The sequence below is a fragment of the Sphingobium soli genome (assembly GCF_020782245.1).
Taxonomy (GTDB): Bacteria; Pseudomonadota; Alphaproteobacteria; order Sphingomonadales; family Sphingomonadaceae; genus Sphingobium; species Sphingobium soli.
Window position 1 is genome coordinate 310,859 of the sequence record NZ_JAJGNP010000002.1, and the last position, 21,279, is coordinate 332,137.

The following is a 21,279-nucleotide window of genomic DNA, read 5'->3' on the forward strand; positions in this document are numbered from 1 at the left end:
GGTAGAAGATCATGGCAGCGAAGGACGTAAAGTTTTCGCGTGACGCGCGTGAGCGCATCCTGCGTGGCGTCGACATCCTGGCCGACGCGGTCAAGGTGACTCTGGGCCCCAAGGGCCGCAACGTCGTCATCGACAAGAGCTTCGGCGCGCCCCGCATCACCAAGGACGGTGTTTCGGTCGCCAAGGAAATCGAACTGAAGGACAAGTTCGAGAATATGGGCGCCCAGATGGTCCGCGAAGTCGCTTCGAAGACCAACGACATCGCCGGTGACGGCACAACCACCGCTACGGTTCTGGCCCAGGCCATCGTACGCGAAGGCATGAAGTCGGTTGCCGCCGGCATGAACCCGATGGACCTCAAGCGCGGCATCGACCTCGCCGTCGGCAAGGTTGTGGAGGACATCAGCGCCCGTTCCAAGCCCGTTTCGGGTTCGTCGGAAGTGGCGCAGGTCGGCATCATCTCGGCCAATGGCGACGTCGAAGTCGGCCAGAAGATCGCCGAAGCGATGGAAAAGGTCGGCAAGGAAGGCGTCATCACCGTCGAGGAAGCCAAGGGCCTGGAATTCGAGCTGGACGTCGTCGAAGGCATGCAGTTCGACCGCGGCTACCTGTCGCCCTACTTCATCACCAACCCGGAAAAGATGCAGGTCGAACTGGCTGACCCCTACATTCTGATCCACGAAAAGAAGCTCAGCAACCTTCAGTCGATCCTGCCGATCCTGGAATCGGTCGTCCAGTCGGGTCGTCCGCTCCTCATCATCGCGGAAGACATTGAAGGCGAAGCGCTGGCGACCCTGGTCGTCAACAAGCTGCGCGGTGGCCTGAAGGTCGCGGCGGTCAAGGCGCCGGGCTTCGGCGATCGCCGCAAGGCCATGCTGGAAGACATCGCCGTTCTCACCAAGGGCGAAGTCGTCAGCGAAGACCTGGGCATCAAGCTCGAAAACGTCACGCTGGGCATGCTGGGCACCGCCAAGCGCGTCACCATCGACAAGGACAACACCACCATCGTCGATGGTGCTGGCGATGCCGACTCGATCAAGGGCCGCACCGAGCAGATCCGCTCGCAGATCGAGAACACCACCTCGGACTATGATCGCGAGAAGCTGCAGGAGCGTCTTGCCAAGCTGGCCGGCGGCGTGGCCGTCATCAAGGTTGGCGGCGCGACCGAAGTGGAAGTCAAGGAGCGCAAGGACCGCGTCGACGACGCGCTGCACGCCACCCGTGCGGCCGTTGAAGAAGGCATCGTCCCCGGTGGCGGCACCGCGCTGCTCTACGCGACCAAGGCGATTGAAGGCCTGACCGGTGTCAATGATGACCAGACCCGCGGCATCGACATCGTTCGCAAGTCGCTGACCGCCCTGGTTCGCCAGATCGCGGCAAACGCCGGCCATGACGGCGCGGTCGTTTCGGGCAAGCTGCTCGACCAGACCGACACGTCGTTCGGCTTCAACGCGTCGACCGACACCTATGAAAATCTGGTCGCCGCCGGCGTCATCGACCCGACCAAGGTCGTGCGCACCGCGCTCCAGAACGCTGCCTCGGTCGCTGGTCTGCTGATCACCACCGAAGCCACCATCGCCGAGCTGCCGGAAGACAAGTCCGCTGCTCCCGCGATGCCGGGCGGCATGGGCGGCATGGGCGGCATGGACTTCTAAGTCCGTCGATCCACGAAAATTGGGAAGAGGCCGGCGGAGCGATCCGCCGGCCTTTTTTCATGGCGCGTCAGCCTTTGGCGAGCACTATCATCGGCAACTGCGCACGCACCGCAAAACCCAAGGTGCGATAGAGCGCGATCGTCCGGTCGTGGCTGGCATAGGCGTGAAGGAACGGCGTTTCGCCGCATGCCTGCATCCGCTGCATGATCCGGCGCATCAACTGGCCCGCCAGGCCGCGACCGCGATGGTCGGGATGGGTGCACACGCCGCTGATTTCGGCAAAGCCGGGCATCCGCATCCGCTCGCCCGCCATCGCGACCAGGCGGCCCCCTTCACGCACGCCGATGAATCGGCCCAGGCGATGCGTCCGGGCGCGAAAGGGACCGGGTCGGGTAAGCAGCGCCAGCGCCAGCATGTCGGGCGCGTCCGCTTCGTCCAGTTCCTGCCAGTCCGGTTCCTCTTCGCCGACCTCCACGGGCCGTTCCGCGATCATCTGCGCCAGCATGGCGGTGCGAACAACCTGCGTGCCGGCCGGCGGCGGGGCCAGCGCGTCGCGGCCCAGCAGCCACGTCTCCCCTTCTTGCGGCATCAGGGTAGCCAGCGCATCCATATCCTGCGCCGACGCCGTGGCGGTGGCGGCGAAGGGACCATGGTCGGGGTCCAGCCTTACTGCCTGCGCGTCGCCCTGCGCCAGCGCGGCCCATCCGCCATGGAGGCTGTTCCAGATCGGCGTGTCCAGGGGGTGAATGGCATTGCTCCTGTCTGTCGGGTGTCGGGGTGAATTCGCCCAGTGGCGGTTGACCGTCAACAGGATCGACCATGCCTGACATAGGTTAGTCGCTTTTGTCGGAACGCGGAGCCTGTCTTCGGGATTGGATTGGCAACACATAGGAAAGGTCTGAACGTGGCGACCCAACTCAAGGACGAGGAATCCCAATTTCTCCAGGATTCGTTCCAGCAGCAGCTGAGCCGTTGGAACCGACGACGGCTTTCTCCCGCCTTTCCCGATGACTGGTCGGCAGACCGGTTCAATGAAGATCAGCGGATGGCGCGGCTCGAACACGCCTTTATCGAGGAATTGCGCGCGGAAGTGCGCATTGAAGCAGCCCAAGCGCCGACTGATGTTGAGGGGTTCATCGCCTGGTTCGAAGCGCTCAAGGCGACGGGGCCGGGCCAGGAAGATCGCCTCTTTCCCTGGCTGGCAGATGAAGCGCGGATGGATCATCTCCGCTGGTTCCTGTCGCAGGAAGCAGCCGGCGAGGCGGGCTTTGACGATCTGGTGGCCATGACGCAGGTCAAGATCCCGGACCGCGCAAAGATGGAATTGGCGCGCAACTACTGGGATGAAATGGGCCGGGGCAACATCAAGGGCATGCACGGTCCGATGCTGGGGCAACTCGTTGATTTGCTCGACCTCGACACCTGCATCGAGCACACCGTCTGGGAAAGCCTGGCGCTGGCCAATGCGATGACGGCGATGGCGACGCAGCGTTGCTATACATGGCACAGCGTCGGCGCGCTGGGTGTCATCGAATTGACGGCGCCCGGCCGGTCCGCGCATACGGCGCGCGCATTGCAACGTCTGGGCCTGTCGAACAGCCAGCGTCGCTATTTCGACCTGCACGCCGTGCTGGACATCAAGCATAGCGCCGACTGGAACGAGGAAGCGATCAAGCCGCTGGTGGCGGCAGATCCGCGCCGCGCCACCGCCATGGCCGAAGGGGCGCTCATACGCCTGCGATGCGGTGCGCGGTGTTTTGATCGTTACCGCGCGCATTTCGGGCTGGAGTGACCGCCATGGCCGATACGCGCCGCATATTGCTGGTGGAGGATGACCCTCGTGTCGCCGCGATGATCGCGGACATGCTGGAGGAGGCCGATTATGCCGTGGATGGGCCCTATGGCACGCTGGCCGATGGCATGGCGGCCCTTGCCAAGCATTTTCCTGCTGGCGCTGTCCTGGACCTAACATTGCAGGATAGCGATGCGGGCCTGTTGGCCGATGATCTCGACAATTATGGCATTCCCTATATTTTCTGCTCGGGGGCGGCACATCATGCGGTGATCGGCGCGCACCCGGATGCTCCCGTCATCGCCAAGCCGACCGATATGCGGCACCTGGTTACGACGCTCGACCGGTTGGTGCATTAGAAGCGCCGGTCGCTGCCGTCGCGTCCAAACCGTTACCGCTTGCGGGTCAGTTTCCGCATCGCCGCGTCGATACCGCCCAGCGTCAACGGAAACATCCGACCCTGAAACAGGTCGCGGATGATCTGCGTCGACTGGCTGTAGGTCCAATGCGCTTGCGCTGCGGGGTTAAGCCAGACGGTCGCGGGATAGGTGTGCGTCACCCGCTGCAGCCAGACGGCGCCCGCTTCATCGTTCATATGCTCCACAGAGCCGCCCGGGTGGCTGATCTCATAGGGGCTCATCGCCGCATCGCCGACGAAGATCACCTTATAGTCATGGCCATATTTGTGGAGGATGTCCCAGGTGGGTGTCCGCTCCGAAAAGCGGCGGCGATTATCCTTCCATACGCCTTCGTACAGGCAATTGTGGAAATAGAAGAATTCCATATTCTTGAACTCGCCGGTCGCGGCGGAAAACAGCTCCTCGCACAGCGTGACGAAAGGGTCCATCGACCCGCCTACGTCGAGGAACAGCAGCAGCTTGACCGCATTGTGCCGCTCGGGCCGCATGCGGATGTCTAGCCAGCCTTGGCGCGCGGTGCCGCGGATGGTCGCGTCGAGGTCCAGTTCCTCAGCCGCGCCCTCGCGCGCGAAGCGGCGCAGGCGGCGCAGCGCGACCTTGATGTTGCGCGTGCCCAATTCCTTTTGATTATCGAGATTGGCGAATTCGCGCTTCTCCCACACCTTGATCGCGCGCTTGTGCCGGCTTTCCCCGCCAATCCGGACGCCTTCGGGATTATAGCCGCCATGACCGAAGGGGGACGTACCGCCCGTGCCGATCCATTTGTTGCCGCCCTGATGCCGGTCCTTCTGTTCTTCCAGCCGTTCCTTGAGCGTCTTCATGATCTCGTCCCAGTCGCCCAGAGACTTGATCTTTTCCATCTCCTCGGGGCTGAGGAATTTCTCGGCGACCAGGCGCAGCCACTCTTCAGGGATGTCCGCATCGACCCCTTCCTCACTGACTATACCCTTGAATATCCGCGCGAAGACCTGATCGAAGCGATCGAGCAGCGCCTCATCCTTCACATAAGTGGCGCGGGCCAGATAATAGAAATCCTCCGGCCGGCGGGCAATGACGTCCCGATCCAGGGCTTCGAGCAGCAGCAGATGTTCCTTGATGCTGGCAGGAATGCCGGCGGCGCGCAGCGCGTCGAGAAAGTTGAGCAACATGATCCATTTGTCCGCCAGCGTGGACGGCGATGCAAGCATAACGCGCACCGACGCGGGCAGAATATTAAGTGTTGCAGTGCATGGTTAATCCGGCACTATCCATGTTGCGGGGCAGAATAGCGGGGAAATATTGAAAGACAGGGGCTTACTGGCCGACTTGGGGGAGAGGTCGGGCGATATCGCATTGCAGTGCAGTGAAACTGCCGGCTTCTTGGGGGACGTGGACCGTCGCATCCAGAAGGACGCGGCGCATCTCGACGACCTTCAGGTCAATATGAGGCGATTGTCGGCCAGCCAGGGGGAAAGCATGGCAGCGGCGCGCGAGTTGAGCCACACCGCTCACCGCGCCGAGCAGATCATTGCGGACGGTCATGATGTTATCGGTCTGTCGCTTGGCGAAGTCGTGGCGCTGGTCGATCATGTCACTGGGCTGGAAGGGCATCTTCGCCAGTTCCTGGCGGTCATCGAAGCAGTGGGCGACGTATCGGGGCAATTGGGCGCGATTGCCCGGCAGACGCGGCTGCTGGGCGTCAACGCCGCGATCGAGGCCGCGCGCGGGGGTGCGGCGACACAGGGGTTTGCGGTGGTCGCCACTGAAATTCGCCGGCTTGCCGAGCAGGCGGGCGATTCCTCGGCTTCCGTCGCGATCAAGCTGGGGCAGCTGGATCAGGATGCGCGCGCGCTGATCCAAGGGGTGGAAGATAATATTGCGCGCGGACGGGGCGCCGGGATGCATATCGATCAGCTCCGCCTGCGCCTGGCGGAGATCGCATCGCTGGTGACGCAATTTGGTGAGCGATCGGGCGCCATCGTCCATTGCACGGACATCGCAAGTCAGGAAGTCGACGTGCTGACACAGGGCCTGGCTGATTTCGGCCGGTCAGCACGGGAAAGCACCGCGCGGGTCGGCGTCGCGCGCGCGCAACTGGATGGGCTGGAAAGGATGGCCAACGCCATGCTCAATACGGCCGCGCATGGGGGGCAGGTGACGCGTAACAGCCCCTATATCGCACTCGCCGAGCAGGGGGCCGAGGAGATTCGGGGGAGCATTACCCATGCCCTGGACAGCGGCGCGCTGAGCATGGAAGCGCTGTTCGATACCGGATATCAGCGGATCGAGGGATCCGATCCCCCGCAATATCTGACCGGATTCACCGCTTTTGCCGACTTGGCGCTGCGTCCGCTGCTCGACCGCCACAGTGCGCAGGACGATGCGGTGGTGGGCTGTTGCCTGATCGACATGAACGGCTATCTGCCGACGCATATCAGCGCGCGCAGCCAGCCGCAGCGGCCCGGCGAACGGCTGTGGAACATGGAGCATGCGCGCAATCGACAGATATTCATGGATGCGCAAACCCGCCGTGCGCTTGATGGCGCGAGCGACTTTTTCGTCTTCACCTATCGGCAGGACCTGGGGGAGGGACGCTATCGGGCGTTGCGCAGCGTATTCGTGCCGCTGGTCTTCGGCGGCCGGCGCTGGGGACTGTATGAAGTGGGCTATCTGATCTGATTGTCTTCGCCACGGATGCCATGGATCAATGAGACCAGCACGAAGCTGATGATCATGAGCAGATACCAGCTGCCGAGCTTGGCAAAGCCGACCATTTGCCAGCCCGCCCGCTGATCGGGGTAGGTCCAGGCATTGGCGAAAGTGCCGATATTTTCGGCGAGCCAGATAAACAGGGCGACGAGGAAAAAGCCGAGCAGCAGGGGCATGGACCGGGGTGCCCGCCAAGGCGTGAAGACGATCCGGCTCCGCCCGAACAGGGCGATTGCCACCGCAAAGAGGATTAGGCGGATGTCGGGCGCCCAATGATGCGCGAAGAAGTTGATGTAGATCGCGCCAGCCAGAACCACCGTGGTCCAGACCGGCGGATAGCGGGTGAAGCGGAAATCGAAGATGCGCCAGACGCGCGCGATATAGCTGCCCACGGCAGCATACATGAAGCCGGAAAAGAGCGGTACTGCGCCGATATGGAGCAGGCTGGCTTCGGGATAGATCCACGATCCCGCCTGCGTCTTGAACAATTCCATGACAGTGCCGGTCAGGTGGAAGGCGAAGATGACCTTGGCCTCTGCCCAGCTTTCCAGGCGGAATGCCAACATGGCCGCCTGGATCGCGAGCGCGGCCAGGGTCAGGAAATCATAGCGGTGGAGGGGAGCGCCGACGGGGTACAGGAAATGCGTGGCCAATAGCAGCGCCAGCATCAGCCCGCCGAACAGGCAGGCCCAGCCCTGCTTGAAACCGAAGAGCAAAAATTCGAACGCCCATGCCCGCGGGCCGGGTGCAAGCCGGATTGCCTCCAGCCGGGCGCGGATGCGCGCGAAGCGGGTCGCGCCAGAGATGGGCTTCATGCGAGGGTCTTAAAGGATGGAATGCGGTGGAGGAAAGCGAATGTCAGCGCCGACCTGCGCGGCCCGGCTGCATCGTCGCCTCACCGGTCGCGGCATAGGCGACGATCGCCTGCGCCTGTGCGGTCTGCGGATCCTTCCCGTCCAGGATGGCGGCGATCTGACGCGGGCTGGGCACCTTGTCATAGGTGCCGTAAAGGTCGGTCTGGCCCACCATATGGATGGACAATTGATAGCCCTTGCCCGGCGTGGCGGGATCAAAGGCGAGCAGGGTGCCGCTGTCATCGACCGGCACGATGATCGCGCCATCGCGGCGCCCGGTCTGCTGAAGAATGTCATAGCGGCCATCAGCGGTCTCGACCGCGCCCCGCAGGCAAAGCCTGTCCTTGCCATCGCGAGGAATACGCACGCTGTGCGGCAGGGCAGGCGCCCCGTCCTGCGCAGGCGTCAGCCTGGCTTCGCCGGCGTCCGATGCCGGGCAGGCGGCGAAGTGCGCCGGAGCGGTCATATGCAGCGATGCCTTATCCTCGACCTGCAAGCTGGCCAGCATCGCGTCCAGGCCATCCAGCACATTCTTGCGACGGTCGGTCGGGCCGGTGACGCGGATCTTGACGATCCAGCGCCCGGCATGGACGAAGCCTGCCGCGGTCGTCAGCGCGCCATCGGCGGCATCGTCATAAACCGCGCGAATGGCGCGCTGGGGAAGGCCATCGACCGGCGCGCTTTGATAGGCGGTCCGGCGGGTCTTGTCGCCAAAGCGCTCCATGATCGCCTTGTCGGTCATATAGGCGGCGAGCGACGCGTCGGCGTAGGTCGGCATATAGACATAGAAGGTGGCCTGGACGGCGCCGTCCTGCGACAGATATTGGGCATAGTTATCGACCGCGCGCCCCCCGTTCGATGCTTCCCCGCTTTTGGTGAGAGAGAGGCCGCCGACTGTCTGGGGCAGGCTGATCCCCGCCGCATTGGCGCGCAAGGCCGTCGCGGTCGGGGTCCATGCTTCCATGTCCTGCGCCGTCTGCGCAAGCGTGGGCGTTGCCAGACCAAGGGCGATGGGCAGAAGCAACAAGGCGCGTGCGGGCATGGGCATCCCTCTCCAGAACCAGACCGTCTTGGCGCGGCCTTGAACTATGGAAGGGAGGCTACAGGCTTGCCCGGCGCGCGCAAGCCCCAATCGCGGCTATTGCGGGTTCTGCGCGGGATGATGTGGGATGTCGGGATCAAGGCGGGCCCAATCGGGCGCGGTGCTGGTCCAGATTTCCATCTGCGGGGCCAGCAGCGATGGATTGTCGAGCGCGCCGGCCCGGACGATCACGACCGCAGGGCGCGCCTCCGCCCGGCTGAGCAGGGGCGTTCCGCACTGGGGGCAAAAACCGCGCTGCATCGCATTGCCGCTGTCGGCGACGCTGTCATGCCAGCGTATGTCGCCATTGACCTGCACAGCGTCGCTGGGGAAAGCCAGGTTCACTGTGCCGGCGCCAGCGCTCAGATATTGGCATAGCCGACACCAGCAATGACGCGCGCCGGTCGGTTCGGCGTCGATCGTGATGCGCACCTGACCGCACAGGCATCCGGCATGATGTGCCATGGCTCAGCGTCCCTGACGGCGCGCCATGAAGGCAAGGCGCTCGAACATCATGATATCCTGCTCATTCTTGAGCAGCGCCCCGTGCAGCGGCGGGATCGCTTTGGTCGAATCGCTGTTTTGCAGCACGTCGAGCGGCATGTCCTCGGCCAGCAGCAGTTTCAGCCAATCCAGCAGTTCGCTGGTGCTGGGCTTTTTCTTTAGCCCCGGCACGTCGCGAATCTCGTAGAATATTTCCATCGCCCGGCTGACCAGAATTTTCTGGATGCCGGGGAAATGCACCTCGACGATCTTCTCCATCGTCTCCCGGTCGGGGAATTTGATATAGTGGAAGAAACAGCGGCGCAGAAAAGCGTCGGGCAATTCCTTTTCATTGTTCGAGGTGATGACCACGACGGGGCGCTCCGCCGCCGCGATCGTCTCGCCCGTTTCGTAGACATGGAAGGCCATGCGATCGAGTTCCTGCAACAGATCGTTGGGAAATTCGATATCGGCCTTGTCGATCTCGTCGATCAGCAGCACCGGCAGGCGCGGGGATGTGAACGCCTCCCACAGCTTGCCCTTGCGAATATAGTTGGAAATGTCGTGGACGCGCGGATCGCCCAGTTGCCCGTCGCGCAAACGGGCGACGGCGTCATATTCGTACAGTCCCTGGTGCGCCTTGGTCGTCGACTTGACGTTCCATTCGATCAGCGGCGCATCCAGAGCCTGCGCAATCTCCTGTGCGAGCACGGTCTTGCCGGTGCCCGGCTCTCCCTTCACCAGCAGCGGGCGGCGTAGCAGCACCGCGGCGTTGACCGCGACCTTCAGGTCGTCGGTGGCGACATAATCCTGGGTGCCTTCAAAGCGCATGAAATCCGTCCGCTCCCGTTGCTGCGTGCAACCGGACTAGGGAAAGCGGCGCGGGCGCGCAATCGGGAAAGCGGCTATCGGCCGGCGCGGCCGCGCAGATTGGCGCGGGCGGCAAGCAGGTCCCACAGGCCGCGATGCTGGGTGAGCAATTGTCGCGCGCCAAACTGGATCGCGCGGTCGATGATGTCGTCGCCGCCGATCGCGCGCGCGACGTCCAGCGTCGTCAGGCGATCGGGCAGGGCGCAGGGGTGCGGCTCGATGCCCGCGCGGATGGCCGCCATGTCGAGCATCTGCCGCATGCCGCGCCAATCGAGCACCAGGGCGATCGCCGCCCCCATGGCGCAGCCGCGCCGGTCGGATTGGGCCAGCGTGTCGAGCGCGTGCCGCTGCTGACTGACCGCCGCTTCGCAATCGGCCTGACCGGCCGTGCTGGGAGCGGGGCCGGCGGCGACCGTAACCTGGGTCAGATAGGTGCGTTCGGCGGCGAAGGCGTCGGCCGCCTCGATCAACCACTGACGTGCGGCATTTTCCGCCGAACGGGTGGCGGCATGGTCGATGACGCCGGGATGGCGGCCGTGCAGCAGGCACATATAGGATGCCGCATCGGCCAAGTCGGGCAGCGACAGCAATCCTTCGCTGGCAAGGCCCGTGCGTGCGCGGATGACATAGGCGTGGGCAGCCGTTCCGTCCGCCGCGACCAGCGCATCGAGCACGCGCGCAATGTCGCCAGACTGCAGTCGCGGTGCCGCTTCGCTCATGTCCCAATCCCTGTCAGGCCCCGGCCTGTGCGGGGGTCATCACCGGCATACGCATCCGGAGTAAACGCCCGGTTTACAGAATCAGAAAGGGCGACCGTGAAAGCCGCCCTTTTCCGTCGAATATGGTTAAGATTGCTTTACTGATCGAGAAAGCTGCGCATTTTGCGTGACCGGCTCGGATGCTTGAGCTTGCGCAGCGCCTTCGCCTCGATCTGGCGGATGCGCTCGCGGGTCACGCTGAACTGCTGGCCCACTTCCTCCAGCGTATGATCGGTGTTCATGCCGATGCCAAAGCGCATGCGCAGCACGCGTTCTTCACGCGGGGTGAGGCTGGCGAGGACGCGGGTGACGGTTTCCTTCAGGTTCGCCTGAATTGCGGCATCCACCGGGATGATCGCATTCTTGTCCTCGATGAAATCGCCCAGATGCGAATCCTCCTCGTCGCCGATCGGCGTTTCGAGGGAGATGGGCTCCTTCGCGATCTTCATCACCTTGCGCACCTTTTCGAGCGGCATCGACAGGCGCTCGGCCATTTCCTCGGGCGTCGGCTCGCGGCCCTGCTCGTGCAGGAACTGGCGGCTGGTGCGGACCAGCTTGTTGATCGTCTCGATCATGTGGACCGGGATACGGATGGTGCGCGCCTGATCGGCGATCGAGCGGGTGATCGCCTGACGGATCCACCAGGTGGCATAGGTGCTGAACTTGTAACCGCGACGATATTCGAATTTATCGACCGCTTTCATCAGGCCGATATTGCCTTCCTGAATGAGGTCGAGAAATTGCAGGCCGCGGTTCGTATATTTCTTCGCAATGGAGATGACGAGGCGCAGATTGGCCTCGACCATTTCCTTCTTGGCGATGCGCGCTTCCCGCTCGCCCTTTTGCACCATGTTGACGATGCGGCGGAATTCGCCCAGCGACATGCCGGTCGCCTGTGCGATTTCGGCGATCTCGTTGCGGATGCGGTCGACCGAACGGCCCTCCGCGGCGGCAAAGGCCGTCCACTTCTTGTCAAGTCCGCTCACCTTGTCGAGCCAGCCATCGTCCAGCTCATGATTGACGTAGCGATCGAGGAAATCCTTGCGGCTGACCTTATGCCGTTCGGCCAGACGCAGCATCTGCCCGCCCAGCGCGGTCAGGCGCCGGTTATAGGCGTAGAGCTGATCGACCAGATATTCGATCTTCTGCTGATGGAACTGGACGCTTTCGACCTCGGCTGTCAGGCTTTCGCGCAGCGCCTGATAATCGTCCTCGGCCTTCTGGCTCAATGCGTCGCCGTTCGCCATCGCCTGCATGCGCGCTTCCTGCGCCTGCGAGAAATTGCGGAAGATGTCCGTGATGGTCGCGAACTTCTCCAACGCCATCGGTTTGAGCGTCTCTTCCATCTGGGCGAGGGAGAGGGTGTTGTCCTCTTCCTCTTCTTCCTCGTTGCGGCGGGCGCGGCGCTCTGTCAGGCCGTCCTCATCCTCGTCCCCGTCGGCGGATTCCTCCTCGGGCTCTTCCTCTTCCTTGAAGCTCGGACCGGCGGTCTTTTCGCTGATCTCGCCATCCTCATCCTCGGCGCCTTCTTCCAGGCTTTCGGGCGCGGGATCTTTCGACAGCATGGCGTCGAGATCCAGAATCTCGCGCAGCTGCATTTCGCCGTTGTTGAGCGCCGTCGACCATTCGATGATCGCGTTGAAGGTGGTCGGGCTCTCACACAGCCCGAAGATCATCGTATCGCGACCGGCCTCGATCCGCTTGGCGATGGCGATCTCGCCCTCACGGCTGAGCAGTTCCACCGCGCCCATTTCGCGCAGGTACATGCGCACCGGATCGTCGGTCCGGTCGACGGTTTCCTTCTTCTTCTCGGTAACGAGCTTGGGGCCGTCATCGTCGCTCGATTCGTCCTCGGCGTCCTCGGCATCTTCACGCTCGCGCTGCTCGTCGCCGTCCTCGCTGGCTTCCTCATTCTCAACGATATTGACGCCCATCTCATTGAGCGCGGCCATGATATCCTCGATCTGCTCGGACGACATCTGGTCCTGCGGCAGGGCATCGTTCAATTCGTCATAGGTGATGTAGCCGCGCTTCTTGGCGCGCGCGATCAGCTTCTTGACGGACGCTTCATTCAGGTCGAGCAGCGGCGCATCGCCGCCATCTTCGCCCTCTGCCACACCGGTCTTGCTGTTCGCCTTGGTCGCCATGTAATCGCCTTGCTTCGCTGCCCTTCGTCAAAAGGGCGAACCTTGTTCAAATACTATCTTCGGACTGCGCCAGTTCCGCGAGACGACGATCATGATCGGCTTTCAGTGCGCGGATGCGCTGCTGTTCAGCGAAATTGGCCTCGCTGAAATCGCTTTCGAATCGTCTCGTAGCCTCCACCAGCGCCGCTTCCAGCTCCGGCCCTTGCGCAATCACCCGAACGGCCTCCTCCAGATCGCGCGCAACGCGATCGGGGTCGGTGGTCATCCTGCTTGGGGTGAGTGTGAATGTGTCGGCCCGGAGCATCCCCTTGGCCATATTATACACAACACCTTGCCCCAATATGGTAAGGAGGCCCTCTGTTTCAACTGTTTCTTTGTGGAAGGAGCAACGAATCATCGCACCCATCAACTGACCCAGCATCGGGTCGGCGATGTGGAGGCCGGAAAGCATCTCGCGATGCGGCGCGATCTGCTCGGGATGGCGCAGCAGTGCGGCCAGAACGGCGCGCAGCAGCCGTTGTTCCATGCCGCCCGCGCCGATCGCGCGTGCCTCCTGCCCCGCCGGCGGGATGGGCGGTTTCCAGTTGCCGCGCCGGTCACGCTGCCAGCGTTGCGCACCGCCGCCGCCCGGAGCCCGCGGCTGGAACGGCGCCGCCTCGCGCCGGGCGAAGAACAGCGCGCCATACCTCTCGCGAAATGCATGGGCATAATGGGCGCGCACATCGGGATCGGCAATCGCGTCCGATATCGCGCGCAATCGCTGTTTGAGCGCGGCCTTCTGCTCGGGCGTATCGAGCGGCGCGGCCGATAGCTCATGCGCCCAAAGCCGTTCGATCAACGGTTGCGCATCGTCCAAAACGGCCTGCATTGCCGCCGGCCCGTTCGCGCGGATCAGGTCATCGGGGTCCTGCCCTTTGGGGAGCGTTGCAAAGCACAGGCTGTGACCGGGGCGCAGCAGGGGCAGGGCGCGCATTGCGGCGCGGATCGCCGCCTTCTGGCCCGCACCGTCGCCGTCGAAACAGAGGACCGGCACCTCCACCATCTTCCACAGCCGTTCGATCTGATGTTCGGTGAGCGCCGTGCCGAGCGGTGCCACCGCATCGGCAAAGCCCGCCTGCGCCAGCGCGATCACGTCCATATAGCCTTCGACCACGATGACGCGGCCGGTCTGGCGGCTGGCGGGTGACGCCTTGTCGATATTGTAGAGGGTGCGCCCCTTGTCGAACAGGGGCGTGTCGGGCGAGTTCAGATATTTGGGTTCGCCATCGCCCAGGATGCGGCCGCCAAAAGCGATCACCCGTCCACGAATGTCGCGGATGGGGAGCATCAGCCGGCCCCGGAACCGGTCATAGCTGTCGCGTTCACCCTCGGGGTCGATCAGCAGGCCGGCCTCGACCAGCATCGGCTCGCCAAAGTCCCGAAGCGCGGTCTTCAGCCTGCCGCGCGCGTCGGGCGCATAGCCAAAGCCGAAAGCGCGGCGCGTGGCGTCGCTAATGCCGCGTCGTCCCAAATAAGCGCGCGCTTCCCCGCCATCCAGACCGCCCAGTTGATCCTCGAAGAAGCTCTGCGCCGCCGCCATTGCCTCATGCAGGCCCTTGGCCTGTTCGGCGCGCTTGGCCGCGCGCGGATCGGCGGCGGGCACTTCCATCCCGGCGGTGGCGGCCAGTTCCTTCACCGCTTCCATGAAGGGCAGGCCGCGCTGGTCGGTCATCCACCGGATCGCATCGCCATGCGCGCCGCAGCCGAAGCAATGATAAAAGCCCTTTTCATCGTTGATCGTGAAACTGGGCGTCTTTTCATTATGGAACGGGCAGCAGGCCTTATATTCGCGCCCGGCCTTTTGCACCTTGATCGACTTGCCGATCAGCGTCGACAGCGACGTGCGCGCGCGCAGTTCGTCCAGCCACTGCGGAGTGAGGGTCATGCGGGTGGCTCGGTATCTGGCATACCCAATCCGTTCGTTTCGAGCGAAGTCGAGAAACGGCTAGCGCACTCTTCTCGCCTCTCCACTTCGCTTGAACCGACCGGAACGATTGCTGTGTCGCGCTCTTTGGGCGGTTTCGCGAGATATGAGACCAGTGACCAGTTATTCGCTATCATCGCTTCCTTCTTGGCGCGCGACCATCCGCCTATGACGCGTTCGGCCTCGAGCGCCTCGATCCGACTAGTCAAATCCTCGCTCCAGACCAGCGTGACAGGGAGGCGCGCACGAGTGAAACGGCTACCCTGACCGCATTGATGTTGACCTATGCGATGCTCCAGATTGTCGGTGTGTCCGGTGTAATAGCGACCATCCGCGCATTTGAGCATATAGGTCCAGAAAGCCATTATCCGATTATGCCCGAACCCCTAAGCGTGTCGAGCGCCGTGTAAGACGTTTCTCGACTTCGCTCGAAACGGACGGGGGTGGTAGGGCGATCCGGCTCCTTCCCGCAAGCGGGAGGGGGATTTGTCCGCGACGTTCAAGCGAGCGCCGCCTTCACCAGGCCGCTCGCCTTGCTCATGTCGATGACGCTGCCATGACGTTCCTTCAGCACCGCCATGACCTTACCCATATCCTTGACGCTGGTTGCCCCGACCTCAGCCTTGATGGCTTCGATCGCGGCCCTGGTGTCGTCCTCGCTCATCTGCGCGGGCAGGAAGCCTTCGATCACCGCCAGTTCGGCCTCTTCCTTGGCGGCAAGTTCGTCGCGGCCGCCGCTCTTGAACATCTCGATCGATTCGCGGCGCTGCTTCACCATCTTTTGCAGCACGTCCACGACCACGGCGTCGTCATCGGGCACGCTGGTCGCGGTGCGCAATTCGATGTCGCGGTCCTTCAGCTTCGCCAGGATCAGGCGGACGGCGGCCAGCTTTTCCTTGTCGCCAGCCTTCATCGCTTCAACCTGGGCACTCTTAACCTGCTCGCGAATCATGGGCGATAGAATCCTGTCTCTTTCGGAAAGGACCAGATATAGCGGCAAAAGAGATTTTTAACAGACGTTGACCTTGGGGGGACGCCCGCCTACCTGACCGGCCGTTTAACCCGCACCAGACGGGCCTCCGCAAAAGCATAAAGGAAACGCATAGCCATGGCAGACGCCAAGACCCTCATTGTGCCCAAGGGAGCGACAGGGGTCGTGGTTTTTGCGGACGGCTCCGCTGTCTTTGGTCGCGGTTTCGGCGCGGTCGGCGAGGCGGTGGGCGAACTCTGCTTCAACACCTCGATCACCGGCTATCAGGAGATCATGACCGATCCCAGCTATGCCGGGCAGATCATCAATTTCACCTTCCCCCATATCGGCAATGTCGGCACCAATGATGAGGATGTCGAGGCCGACAATCCCTATGCGCTGGGCTGCATCGTGCGGCAGGACGTGACCGAGCCAAGCAATTTCCGCAATGTCGCGCCGTTCGACGAATGGATGGCGGCGCATGGCCGCGTCGGCCTGTCGGGCGTCGATACCCGCGCGCTCACCCGCATGATCCGGGAAAAGGGCGCGCCCAATGTCGTCATCGCCCATGATCCCGACGGCGGGTTCGACATTGCCGCGCTGGCCGCGAGGGCCGCAAGCTGGCCGGGGCTGGAGGGCATGGACCTCGCCATCGAAGTCACGGGCAAAGAAAGCCGCCTGTGGAAGGACGGCGTGTGGAAGCTGGGCTTTGGCTATGGCCTGAATGAGGCGGGGGAGGAGCGCCCCCATGTCGTCGCGATCGACTATGGCGCGAAGAACAACATCTTCCGCAACCTGGTGAAGGCCGGCGCGCGTGTCACCGTGCTGCCCGCCACTGCCACCTATGAGCAGGTGATCGAGCAGAAGCCCGACGGCGTGTTTCTCTCCAACGGCCCGGGCGATCCCGCCGCGACTGGCGAATATGCCGTGCCGGTGATCGCGGCGCTGATGGAGGCGGACATGCCGATCTTCGGCATCTGCCTTGGCCACCAGTTGCTTGGCCTCGCGGTCGGCGCGAAGACGATCAAGATGCATCAGGGGCACCGCGGCGCGAACCACCCGGTCAAGCGGCTGTCGGACGGGCTGGTCGAAATCACCAGCATGAACCACGGCTTTGCGGTCGACGCCGACACGCTGCCCGCCAATGTGCGCGCCACCCATGTCTCGCTGTTCGACGGCAGCAATTGTGGCATCGAACTGACGAACAAAAATGCCTTTTCGGTGCAATATCACCCCGAAGCCTCGCCCGGCCCGCAGGACAGCTTCTATCTGTTCAAGCGGTTCGTGGAGGGTCTCAAAGGGCCTGTCGCGGCGTGAGTCAGAACCTCCCCCCCGTCGATGAATCGCGCCTCGCCGCCGAGTGGGAGGCGGACAAGGACGTCCTCGCCAATCTCGCCGCCAATGGCGATGTGGCGCGCATCGCGCGGCCAGTGGACGTCAGCTTCCGGGGCAGCGAACAGGATTTCGAGCGGGTGCTGACCATCGCCAGCCAGTTCGGTTTCGTCGAACTGGACCGGGAAGAAGATGAGGAGGGCGACCTGTTCCTGTTCCTCGAATGCGTGCAGCCGGTCGACGAACAATCGATCCGCGCGCTGACGAAGAAATGCCTCCAGATCGAAATCCTCTGCGGCGTCGAATATGACGGCTGGGGCTGCGAGGCACAGGCGGGGGGCGTGCATTGATAGTGGGCGATGACCTTGATCAAGCTGGAGCTATAAGCTGTGCGCAGCAGGGAGACCTTGATGGTCTTTGCGGAGTTTACGCGCTCGTAAATTTCGCAGCTATGCGAAAAAACCTTGATGGTGTTGAGCGCGAAAGTCTGAACAGGAAGGCATTTCGCGTAGTTCTTCAAAGCCTCGAAATTCAGGGGGCGCTTACAGCTGATTTGGTTCGGAATGGATATCGCCAAGGGCAATTAAGAAAAGCTGCAGAAGATCTGAATGAGGCTTTGCGCCTTAATGTCGATGTTAGGACCATAGTCTCTTTTGCTGCTGATACAGGTTCTACCTCAATTTTTGAGTTAATGTCACATCTCTCAGATGATGAGGCTGCACTGATACGTTTACGCGAGCCAAACCACTGGGTAGTCGGCTTTCATGGAACTGTGGCGCAATTTTGGGTTGCAGATTCAGCAGTAGGCGGGGGCTTTCGTCCCATACGCACTGCTGAAGTTGAGCGCCGTCAAATCGAATTGAAGCGAGGCCTAGTTTTCCGTAATGCCTAAAAGAACCGACATCTCCTCCATCCTCATCATCGGCGCTGGCCCCATCATCATCGGCCAGGCGTGCGAGTTCGATTATTCGGGCACGCAGGCGGTGAAGGCGCTCAAGGAAGAGGGCTATCGCATCATCCTGGTGAATTCCAACCCGGCCACGATCATGACCGACCCGGAATTTGCCGACGCGACCTATGTCGAGCCGATCACGCCCGAAATCGTGGCGAAGATCATCGAGAAGGAACGGCCCGACGCGGTGCTGCCGACGATGGGCGGGCAGACCGCGCTCAACACCGCGCTGGCGCTGTTCAACGACGGCACGCTGGAGAAGTTCGGCGTCCAGATGATCGGCGCGGACGCGGAAGCCATCGACAAGGCGGAGGACCGGATCAAGTTCCGCGACGCGATGGACAAGATCGGCCTTGAATCCGCCCGCTCGCGCATCGCACACACGATGGAAGAAGCGCTCGACGCGCTGGAGTTCACCGGCCTGCCTGCGATCATCCGGCCCAGCTTCACCATGGGCGGCACCGGCGGCGGCATTGCCTATAATCGCGACGAGTTCGTGAGCATCGTGCGCGGCGGCCTCGACGCCTCGCCGACCACCGAAGTCCTGATCGAGGAGTCCCTCCTCGGCTGGAAGGAATATGAGATGGAGGTCGTGCGGGATCGCAACGACAATTGCATCATCATCTGCTCGATCGAGAATGTCGATCCGATGGGGGTCCATACCGGCGACAGCATCACCGTGGCGCCCGCGCTGACGCTGACCGACAAGGAATATCAGATCATGCGCAACGCATCCATTGCGGTGCTGCGCGAAATCGGCGTCGAAACAGGCGGTTCCAACGTGCAGTTCGCGGTCAATCCCAAGGACGGCCGCCTGATCGTGATCGAGATGAACCCGCGCGTGTCGCGCTCCTCGGCGCTGGCGTCGAAGGCGACCGGCTTCCCGATCGCCAAGGTCGCGGCGAAGCTGGCGGTCGGCTATACGCTCGACGAGATCGAGAATGACATCACCGGGGCGACCCCGGCCTCGTTCGAACCGACCATCGATTATGTCGTGACCAAGATCCCGCGTTTCGCGTTCGAAAAGTTCAAGGGGTCCGAACCCTTGCTCGGCACCGCGATGAAGTCGGTAGGCGAAGTCATGGCGATCGGCCGCAACATCCATGAATCGATGCAAAAGGCGCTGCGCGGTCTGGAAACCGGCCTGTCGGGCTTCAATACTGTCGACCATCTGGAAGGCGCGTCGCGCGACGACATCGTCGCCGCGCTGGCCAAGCCCACACCCGACCGGCTGCTGATCGCGGCGCAGGCGCTGCGCGAAGGCCTGACCGTCGCCGAAATTCACAGCATCGCCAAGTTCGATCCCTGGTTTCTGGAACGCCTCAAGGAAATCGTCGAGGCCGAGAGCGAAGTGCTGGAAAACGGCCTGCCACAGGATGCCGAGGGCATGCGGCGTTTGAAGTCCATGGGCTTTTCCGACAAGCGGCTCGCCTTTCTCGCGCTCAAATCCGCCAATCTACGCGGCATGGAACGCGGCATCGCGCGCAGCAGCGGCCTGATCCACGATGCGGTCAAGGCCATGACCGGCGGCGTGACTGAAGAAGAGGTGCGCAAGCTGCGCCACAAGCTGGGCGTGCGCCCCGTCTTCAAGCGCATCGACACCTGCGCCGCCGAATTCGAGGCGAAGACGCCCTATATGTACTCCACCTATGAAGCGCCTTTGTTCGGCGAGGCGGAGAATGAGGCGCAGCCCAGCGATCGGCAGAAGGTCGTGATCCTGGGCGGCGGCCCCAACCGGATCGGGCAGGGGATCGAGTTCGACTATTGCTGCGTCCATGCCTGCTTCGCGCTGGCCGAGGCGGGCTATGAAACAATCATGGTCAACTGCAACCCGGAAACGGTGTCGACCGACTATGACACATCGGATCGCCTCTATTTCGAGCCGCTGACCGCCGAGGATGTGCTGGAGATATTGAGCGTCGAAATGTCGGCGGGCACGCTGGCGGGCGTCATTGTGCAGTTTGGCGGGCAAACCCCACTCAAACTGGCGCAGGCGTTGGAGGACGCAGGCGTGCCGATCCTTGGCACCAGCCCCGATGCCATCGACCTGGCCGAAGACCGGGAACGCTTCGCCGCGCTGATCGACAAGCTCAAATTGAAGCAGCCCGCCAACGGCATCGCCCGCAGCCGGGAGGAGGCGATCGCCGTCGCCAACCGCATCGGCTACCCGGTGCTGATGCGCCCATCCTATGTGCTGGGCGGTCGCGCGATGGAGATTGTCGACGGGCAGGCGCAGCTGGAGGAATATATCGCCACCGCGGTGCAGGTGTCGGGCGACTCGCCGGTCCTCATAGACCAGTATCTGCGCGACGCGGTCGAGGTCGATGTCGACGCACTGTGCGATGGTGATGACGTCGTAGTGGCGGGCGTGCTCCAGCATATCGAGGAAGCGGGCGTGCATTCGGGCGACAGCGCCTGTTCGCTGCCGCCCTACAGCCTGTCGGCCGACATCATCGCGGAAATCGAGCGGCAGGCCGATGTGCTGGCCCGCGCACTGTCCGTGCGGGGCCTCATGAACATCCAGTTCGCGGTCAAGGACGGCGTCGTCTACCTGATCGAGGTCAACCCGCGCGCCAGCCGCACCGTGCCCTTCGTCGCCAAGGCGATCGGCACGCCCATCGCCAAGATCGCCAGCCGCGTCATGGCGGGCGAGAAGCTCAAGGACTTGCCGACGATCGACCGCAACGCGATTGACCATATCGCGGTCAAGGAGGCCGTATTCCCCTTCGCCCGCTTCCCCGGCGTCGATCCGGTGCTCTCACCGGAAATGAAAAGCACCGGCGAAGTCATGGGAATTGATAAGGATTTCGCCACAGCCTTCGCCAAGGCGCAGTTGGGGGCGGGCACATTGCTGCCCACCGGTGGCACCGTGTTCGTGTCGGTCAAGGACAGCGACAAGCCGGTGATCCTGCCCGCTGTACAGAAGATGGCGGCCATGGGCTTCACCATCATCGCCACCGGCGGCACCGCCAGCTATCTGGAAGGGCAGGGCATCGCCGTCGAACGGGTGAACAAGGTGGCCGAAGGGCGGCCGCATATCGTCGACCGGATTACCGATGGCGACGTGCAGCTGATCTTCAACACGACCGAAGGCTGGCAGTCGTTGAAGGACAGCAAGGCTATCCGCACATCGGCGCTGCGCGCCAAGATCGCCAGCTTTACCACGGCGGCCGCCAGCGTCGCCGCGGCGGACGCGATCGAAGCCTTGCGCAGTCGCGCCCTTGAAGTGCGCTCGCTCCAATCCTATTATCCCGGGTCGCACGCCTGATCCCCTGCACAGGAATGACGATGCGGGGCGGCCCTATGCCAGGGCCG

At 62.9% G+C, this 21,279-nt stretch carries 19 protein-coding genes; 8 read left to right on the top strand and 11 right to left on the bottom strand.

Annotated elements, in window-relative coordinates; all coding sequences use genetic code 11:
- Positions 1-11: 11 nt before the first annotated feature.
- On the top strand, positions 12-1,655 hold the full coding sequence (groL, locus tag LL253_RS04235; protein ID WP_228220329.1) for a chaperonin GroEL: 1,644 nt from the start codon (positions 12-14) through the stop codon (positions 1,653-1,655).
- Between the two features lie 67 nt (positions 1,656-1,722).
- Here the strand turns inward: groL and LL253_RS04240 are convergent, their stop codons facing one another.
- Positions 1,723-2,403, bottom strand: a complete 681-nt coding sequence (locus tag LL253_RS04240) for a GNAT family N-acetyltransferase (protein ID WP_228226378.1) — start codon at positions 2,401-2,403, stop codon at positions 1,723-1,725.
- Positions 2,404-2,559: 156 nt separating this feature from the next.
- On the opposite strand from LL253_RS04240, the gene LL253_RS04245 reads away from it, so the two are divergent.
- Positions 2,560-3,447 carry an iron-containing redox enzyme family protein gene (locus LL253_RS04245; RefSeq protein ID WP_228226309.1) on the top strand — a complete coding sequence of 296 codons (888 nt, stop codon included), beginning with the start codon at positions 2,560-2,562 and terminating at the stop codon, positions 3,445-3,447.
- A gap of 5 nt (positions 3,448-3,452) precedes the next feature.
- Positions 3,453-3,806 (top strand): response regulator, encoded by a 354-nt coding sequence (locus LL253_RS04250; protein ID WP_228226310.1) that lies wholly within the window; start codon positions 3,453-3,455, stop codon positions 3,804-3,806.
- 32 nt (positions 3,807-3,838) lie between these two features.
- Here the strand turns inward: LL253_RS04250 and LL253_RS04255 are convergent, their stop codons facing one another.
- Positions 3,839-5,014, bottom strand: coding sequence for a vWA domain-containing protein (locus LL253_RS04255; protein WP_228226379.1), 1,176 nt, complete (start codon positions 5,012-5,014; stop codon positions 3,839-3,841).
- Positions 5,015-5,234: 220 nt separating this feature from the next.
- On the opposite strand from LL253_RS04255, the gene LL253_RS04260 reads away from it, so the two are divergent.
- Positions 5,235-6,524 (top strand): methyl-accepting chemotaxis protein, encoded by a 1,290-nt coding sequence (locus LL253_RS04260; protein ID WP_407696077.1) that lies wholly within the window; start codon positions 5,235-5,237, stop codon positions 6,522-6,524.
- Here LL253_RS04260 and LL253_RS04265 read toward each other — a convergent pair.
- From LL253_RS04265 to LL253_RS04305, 9 genes are all read right to left on the bottom strand, one after another.
- Positions 6,512-7,369, bottom strand: coding sequence for a DUF817 domain-containing protein (locus LL253_RS04265; protein ID WP_228226312.1), 858 nt, complete (start codon positions 7,367-7,369; stop codon positions 6,512-6,514). The genes LL253_RS04260 and LL253_RS04265 overlap by 13 nt on opposite strands.
- 43 nt (positions 7,370-7,412) lie before the next feature.
- Positions 7,413-8,450 (bottom strand): hypothetical protein, encoded by a 1,038-nt coding sequence (locus LL253_RS04270; RefSeq protein WP_228226380.1) that lies wholly within the window; start codon positions 8,448-8,450, stop codon positions 7,413-7,415.
- A 96-nt stretch (positions 8,451-8,546) separates the two neighbouring features.
- Complete coding sequence (locus LL253_RS04275) at positions 8,547-8,954, bottom strand: GFA family protein (RefSeq protein ID WP_228226313.1); 408 nt, start codon at positions 8,952-8,954, stop codon at positions 8,547-8,549.
- Positions 8,955-8,957: 3 nt separating this feature from the next.
- Positions 8,958-9,803, bottom strand: a complete 846-nt coding sequence (locus LL253_RS04280; RefSeq protein WP_009821411.1) for an AAA family ATPase — start codon at positions 9,801-9,803, stop codon at positions 8,958-8,960.
- Positions 9,804-9,877: 74 nt separating this feature from the next.
- A complete protein-coding gene (locus tag LL253_RS04285; RefSeq protein WP_009821412.1) occupies positions 9,878-10,561 on the bottom strand; it encodes a DUF6975 family protein in 684 nt (227 codons plus the stop codon).
- A 137-nt stretch (positions 10,562-10,698) separates the two neighbouring features.
- A complete protein-coding gene (rpoD, locus tag LL253_RS04290) occupies positions 10,699-12,747 on the bottom strand; it encodes an RNA polymerase sigma factor RpoD (protein ID WP_009821413.1) in 2,049 nt (682 codons plus the stop codon).
- A gap of 46 nt (positions 12,748-12,793) precedes the next feature.
- Positions 12,794-14,671 carry a DNA primase gene (gene dnaG, locus LL253_RS04295; protein WP_228226314.1) on the bottom strand — a complete coding sequence of 626 codons (1,878 nt, stop codon included), beginning with the start codon at positions 14,669-14,671 and terminating at the stop codon, positions 12,794-12,796.
- Positions 14,668-15,075: a GIY-YIG nuclease family protein gene (locus LL253_RS04300; RefSeq protein ID WP_228226315.1), complete on the bottom strand. Its 408-nt coding sequence runs from the start codon at positions 15,073-15,075 to the stop codon at positions 14,668-14,670. The genes dnaG and LL253_RS04300 overlap by 4 nt, the downstream gene beginning before the upstream one ends.
- Before the next feature lie 134 nt (positions 15,076-15,209).
- Positions 15,210-15,662, bottom strand: coding sequence for a GatB/YqeY domain-containing protein (locus LL253_RS04305; RefSeq protein ID WP_228226316.1), 453 nt, complete (start codon positions 15,660-15,662; stop codon positions 15,210-15,212).
- Between the two features lie 156 nt (positions 15,663-15,818).
- Between LL253_RS04305 and carA the strand changes: the two genes are divergently transcribed.
- From carA to carB, 4 genes are all read left to right on the top strand, one after another.
- Complete coding sequence (gene carA, locus LL253_RS04310) at positions 15,819-16,997, top strand: glutamine-hydrolyzing carbamoyl-phosphate synthase small subunit (RefSeq protein WP_228226317.1); 1,179 nt, start codon at positions 15,819-15,821, stop codon at positions 16,995-16,997.
- Positions 16,994-17,362, top strand: coding sequence for a ribonuclease E inhibitor RraB (locus LL253_RS04315; RefSeq protein ID WP_228226318.1), 369 nt, complete (start codon positions 16,994-16,996; stop codon positions 17,360-17,362). Before carA ends, LL253_RS04315 begins: the two co-directional genes overlap by 4 nt.
- Positions 17,363-17,463: 101 nt before the next feature.
- A complete protein-coding gene (locus tag LL253_RS04320) occupies positions 17,464-17,904 on the top strand; it encodes a hypothetical protein (protein WP_228226319.1) in 441 nt (146 codons plus the stop codon).
- Positions 17,897-21,232, top strand: a complete 3,336-nt coding sequence (carB, locus tag LL253_RS04325; RefSeq protein ID WP_228226320.1) for a carbamoyl-phosphate synthase large subunit — start codon at positions 17,897-17,899, stop codon at positions 21,230-21,232. Before LL253_RS04320 ends, carB begins: the two co-directional genes overlap by 8 nt.
- The last annotated feature ends 47 nt before the right edge of the window (positions 21,233-21,279 follow it).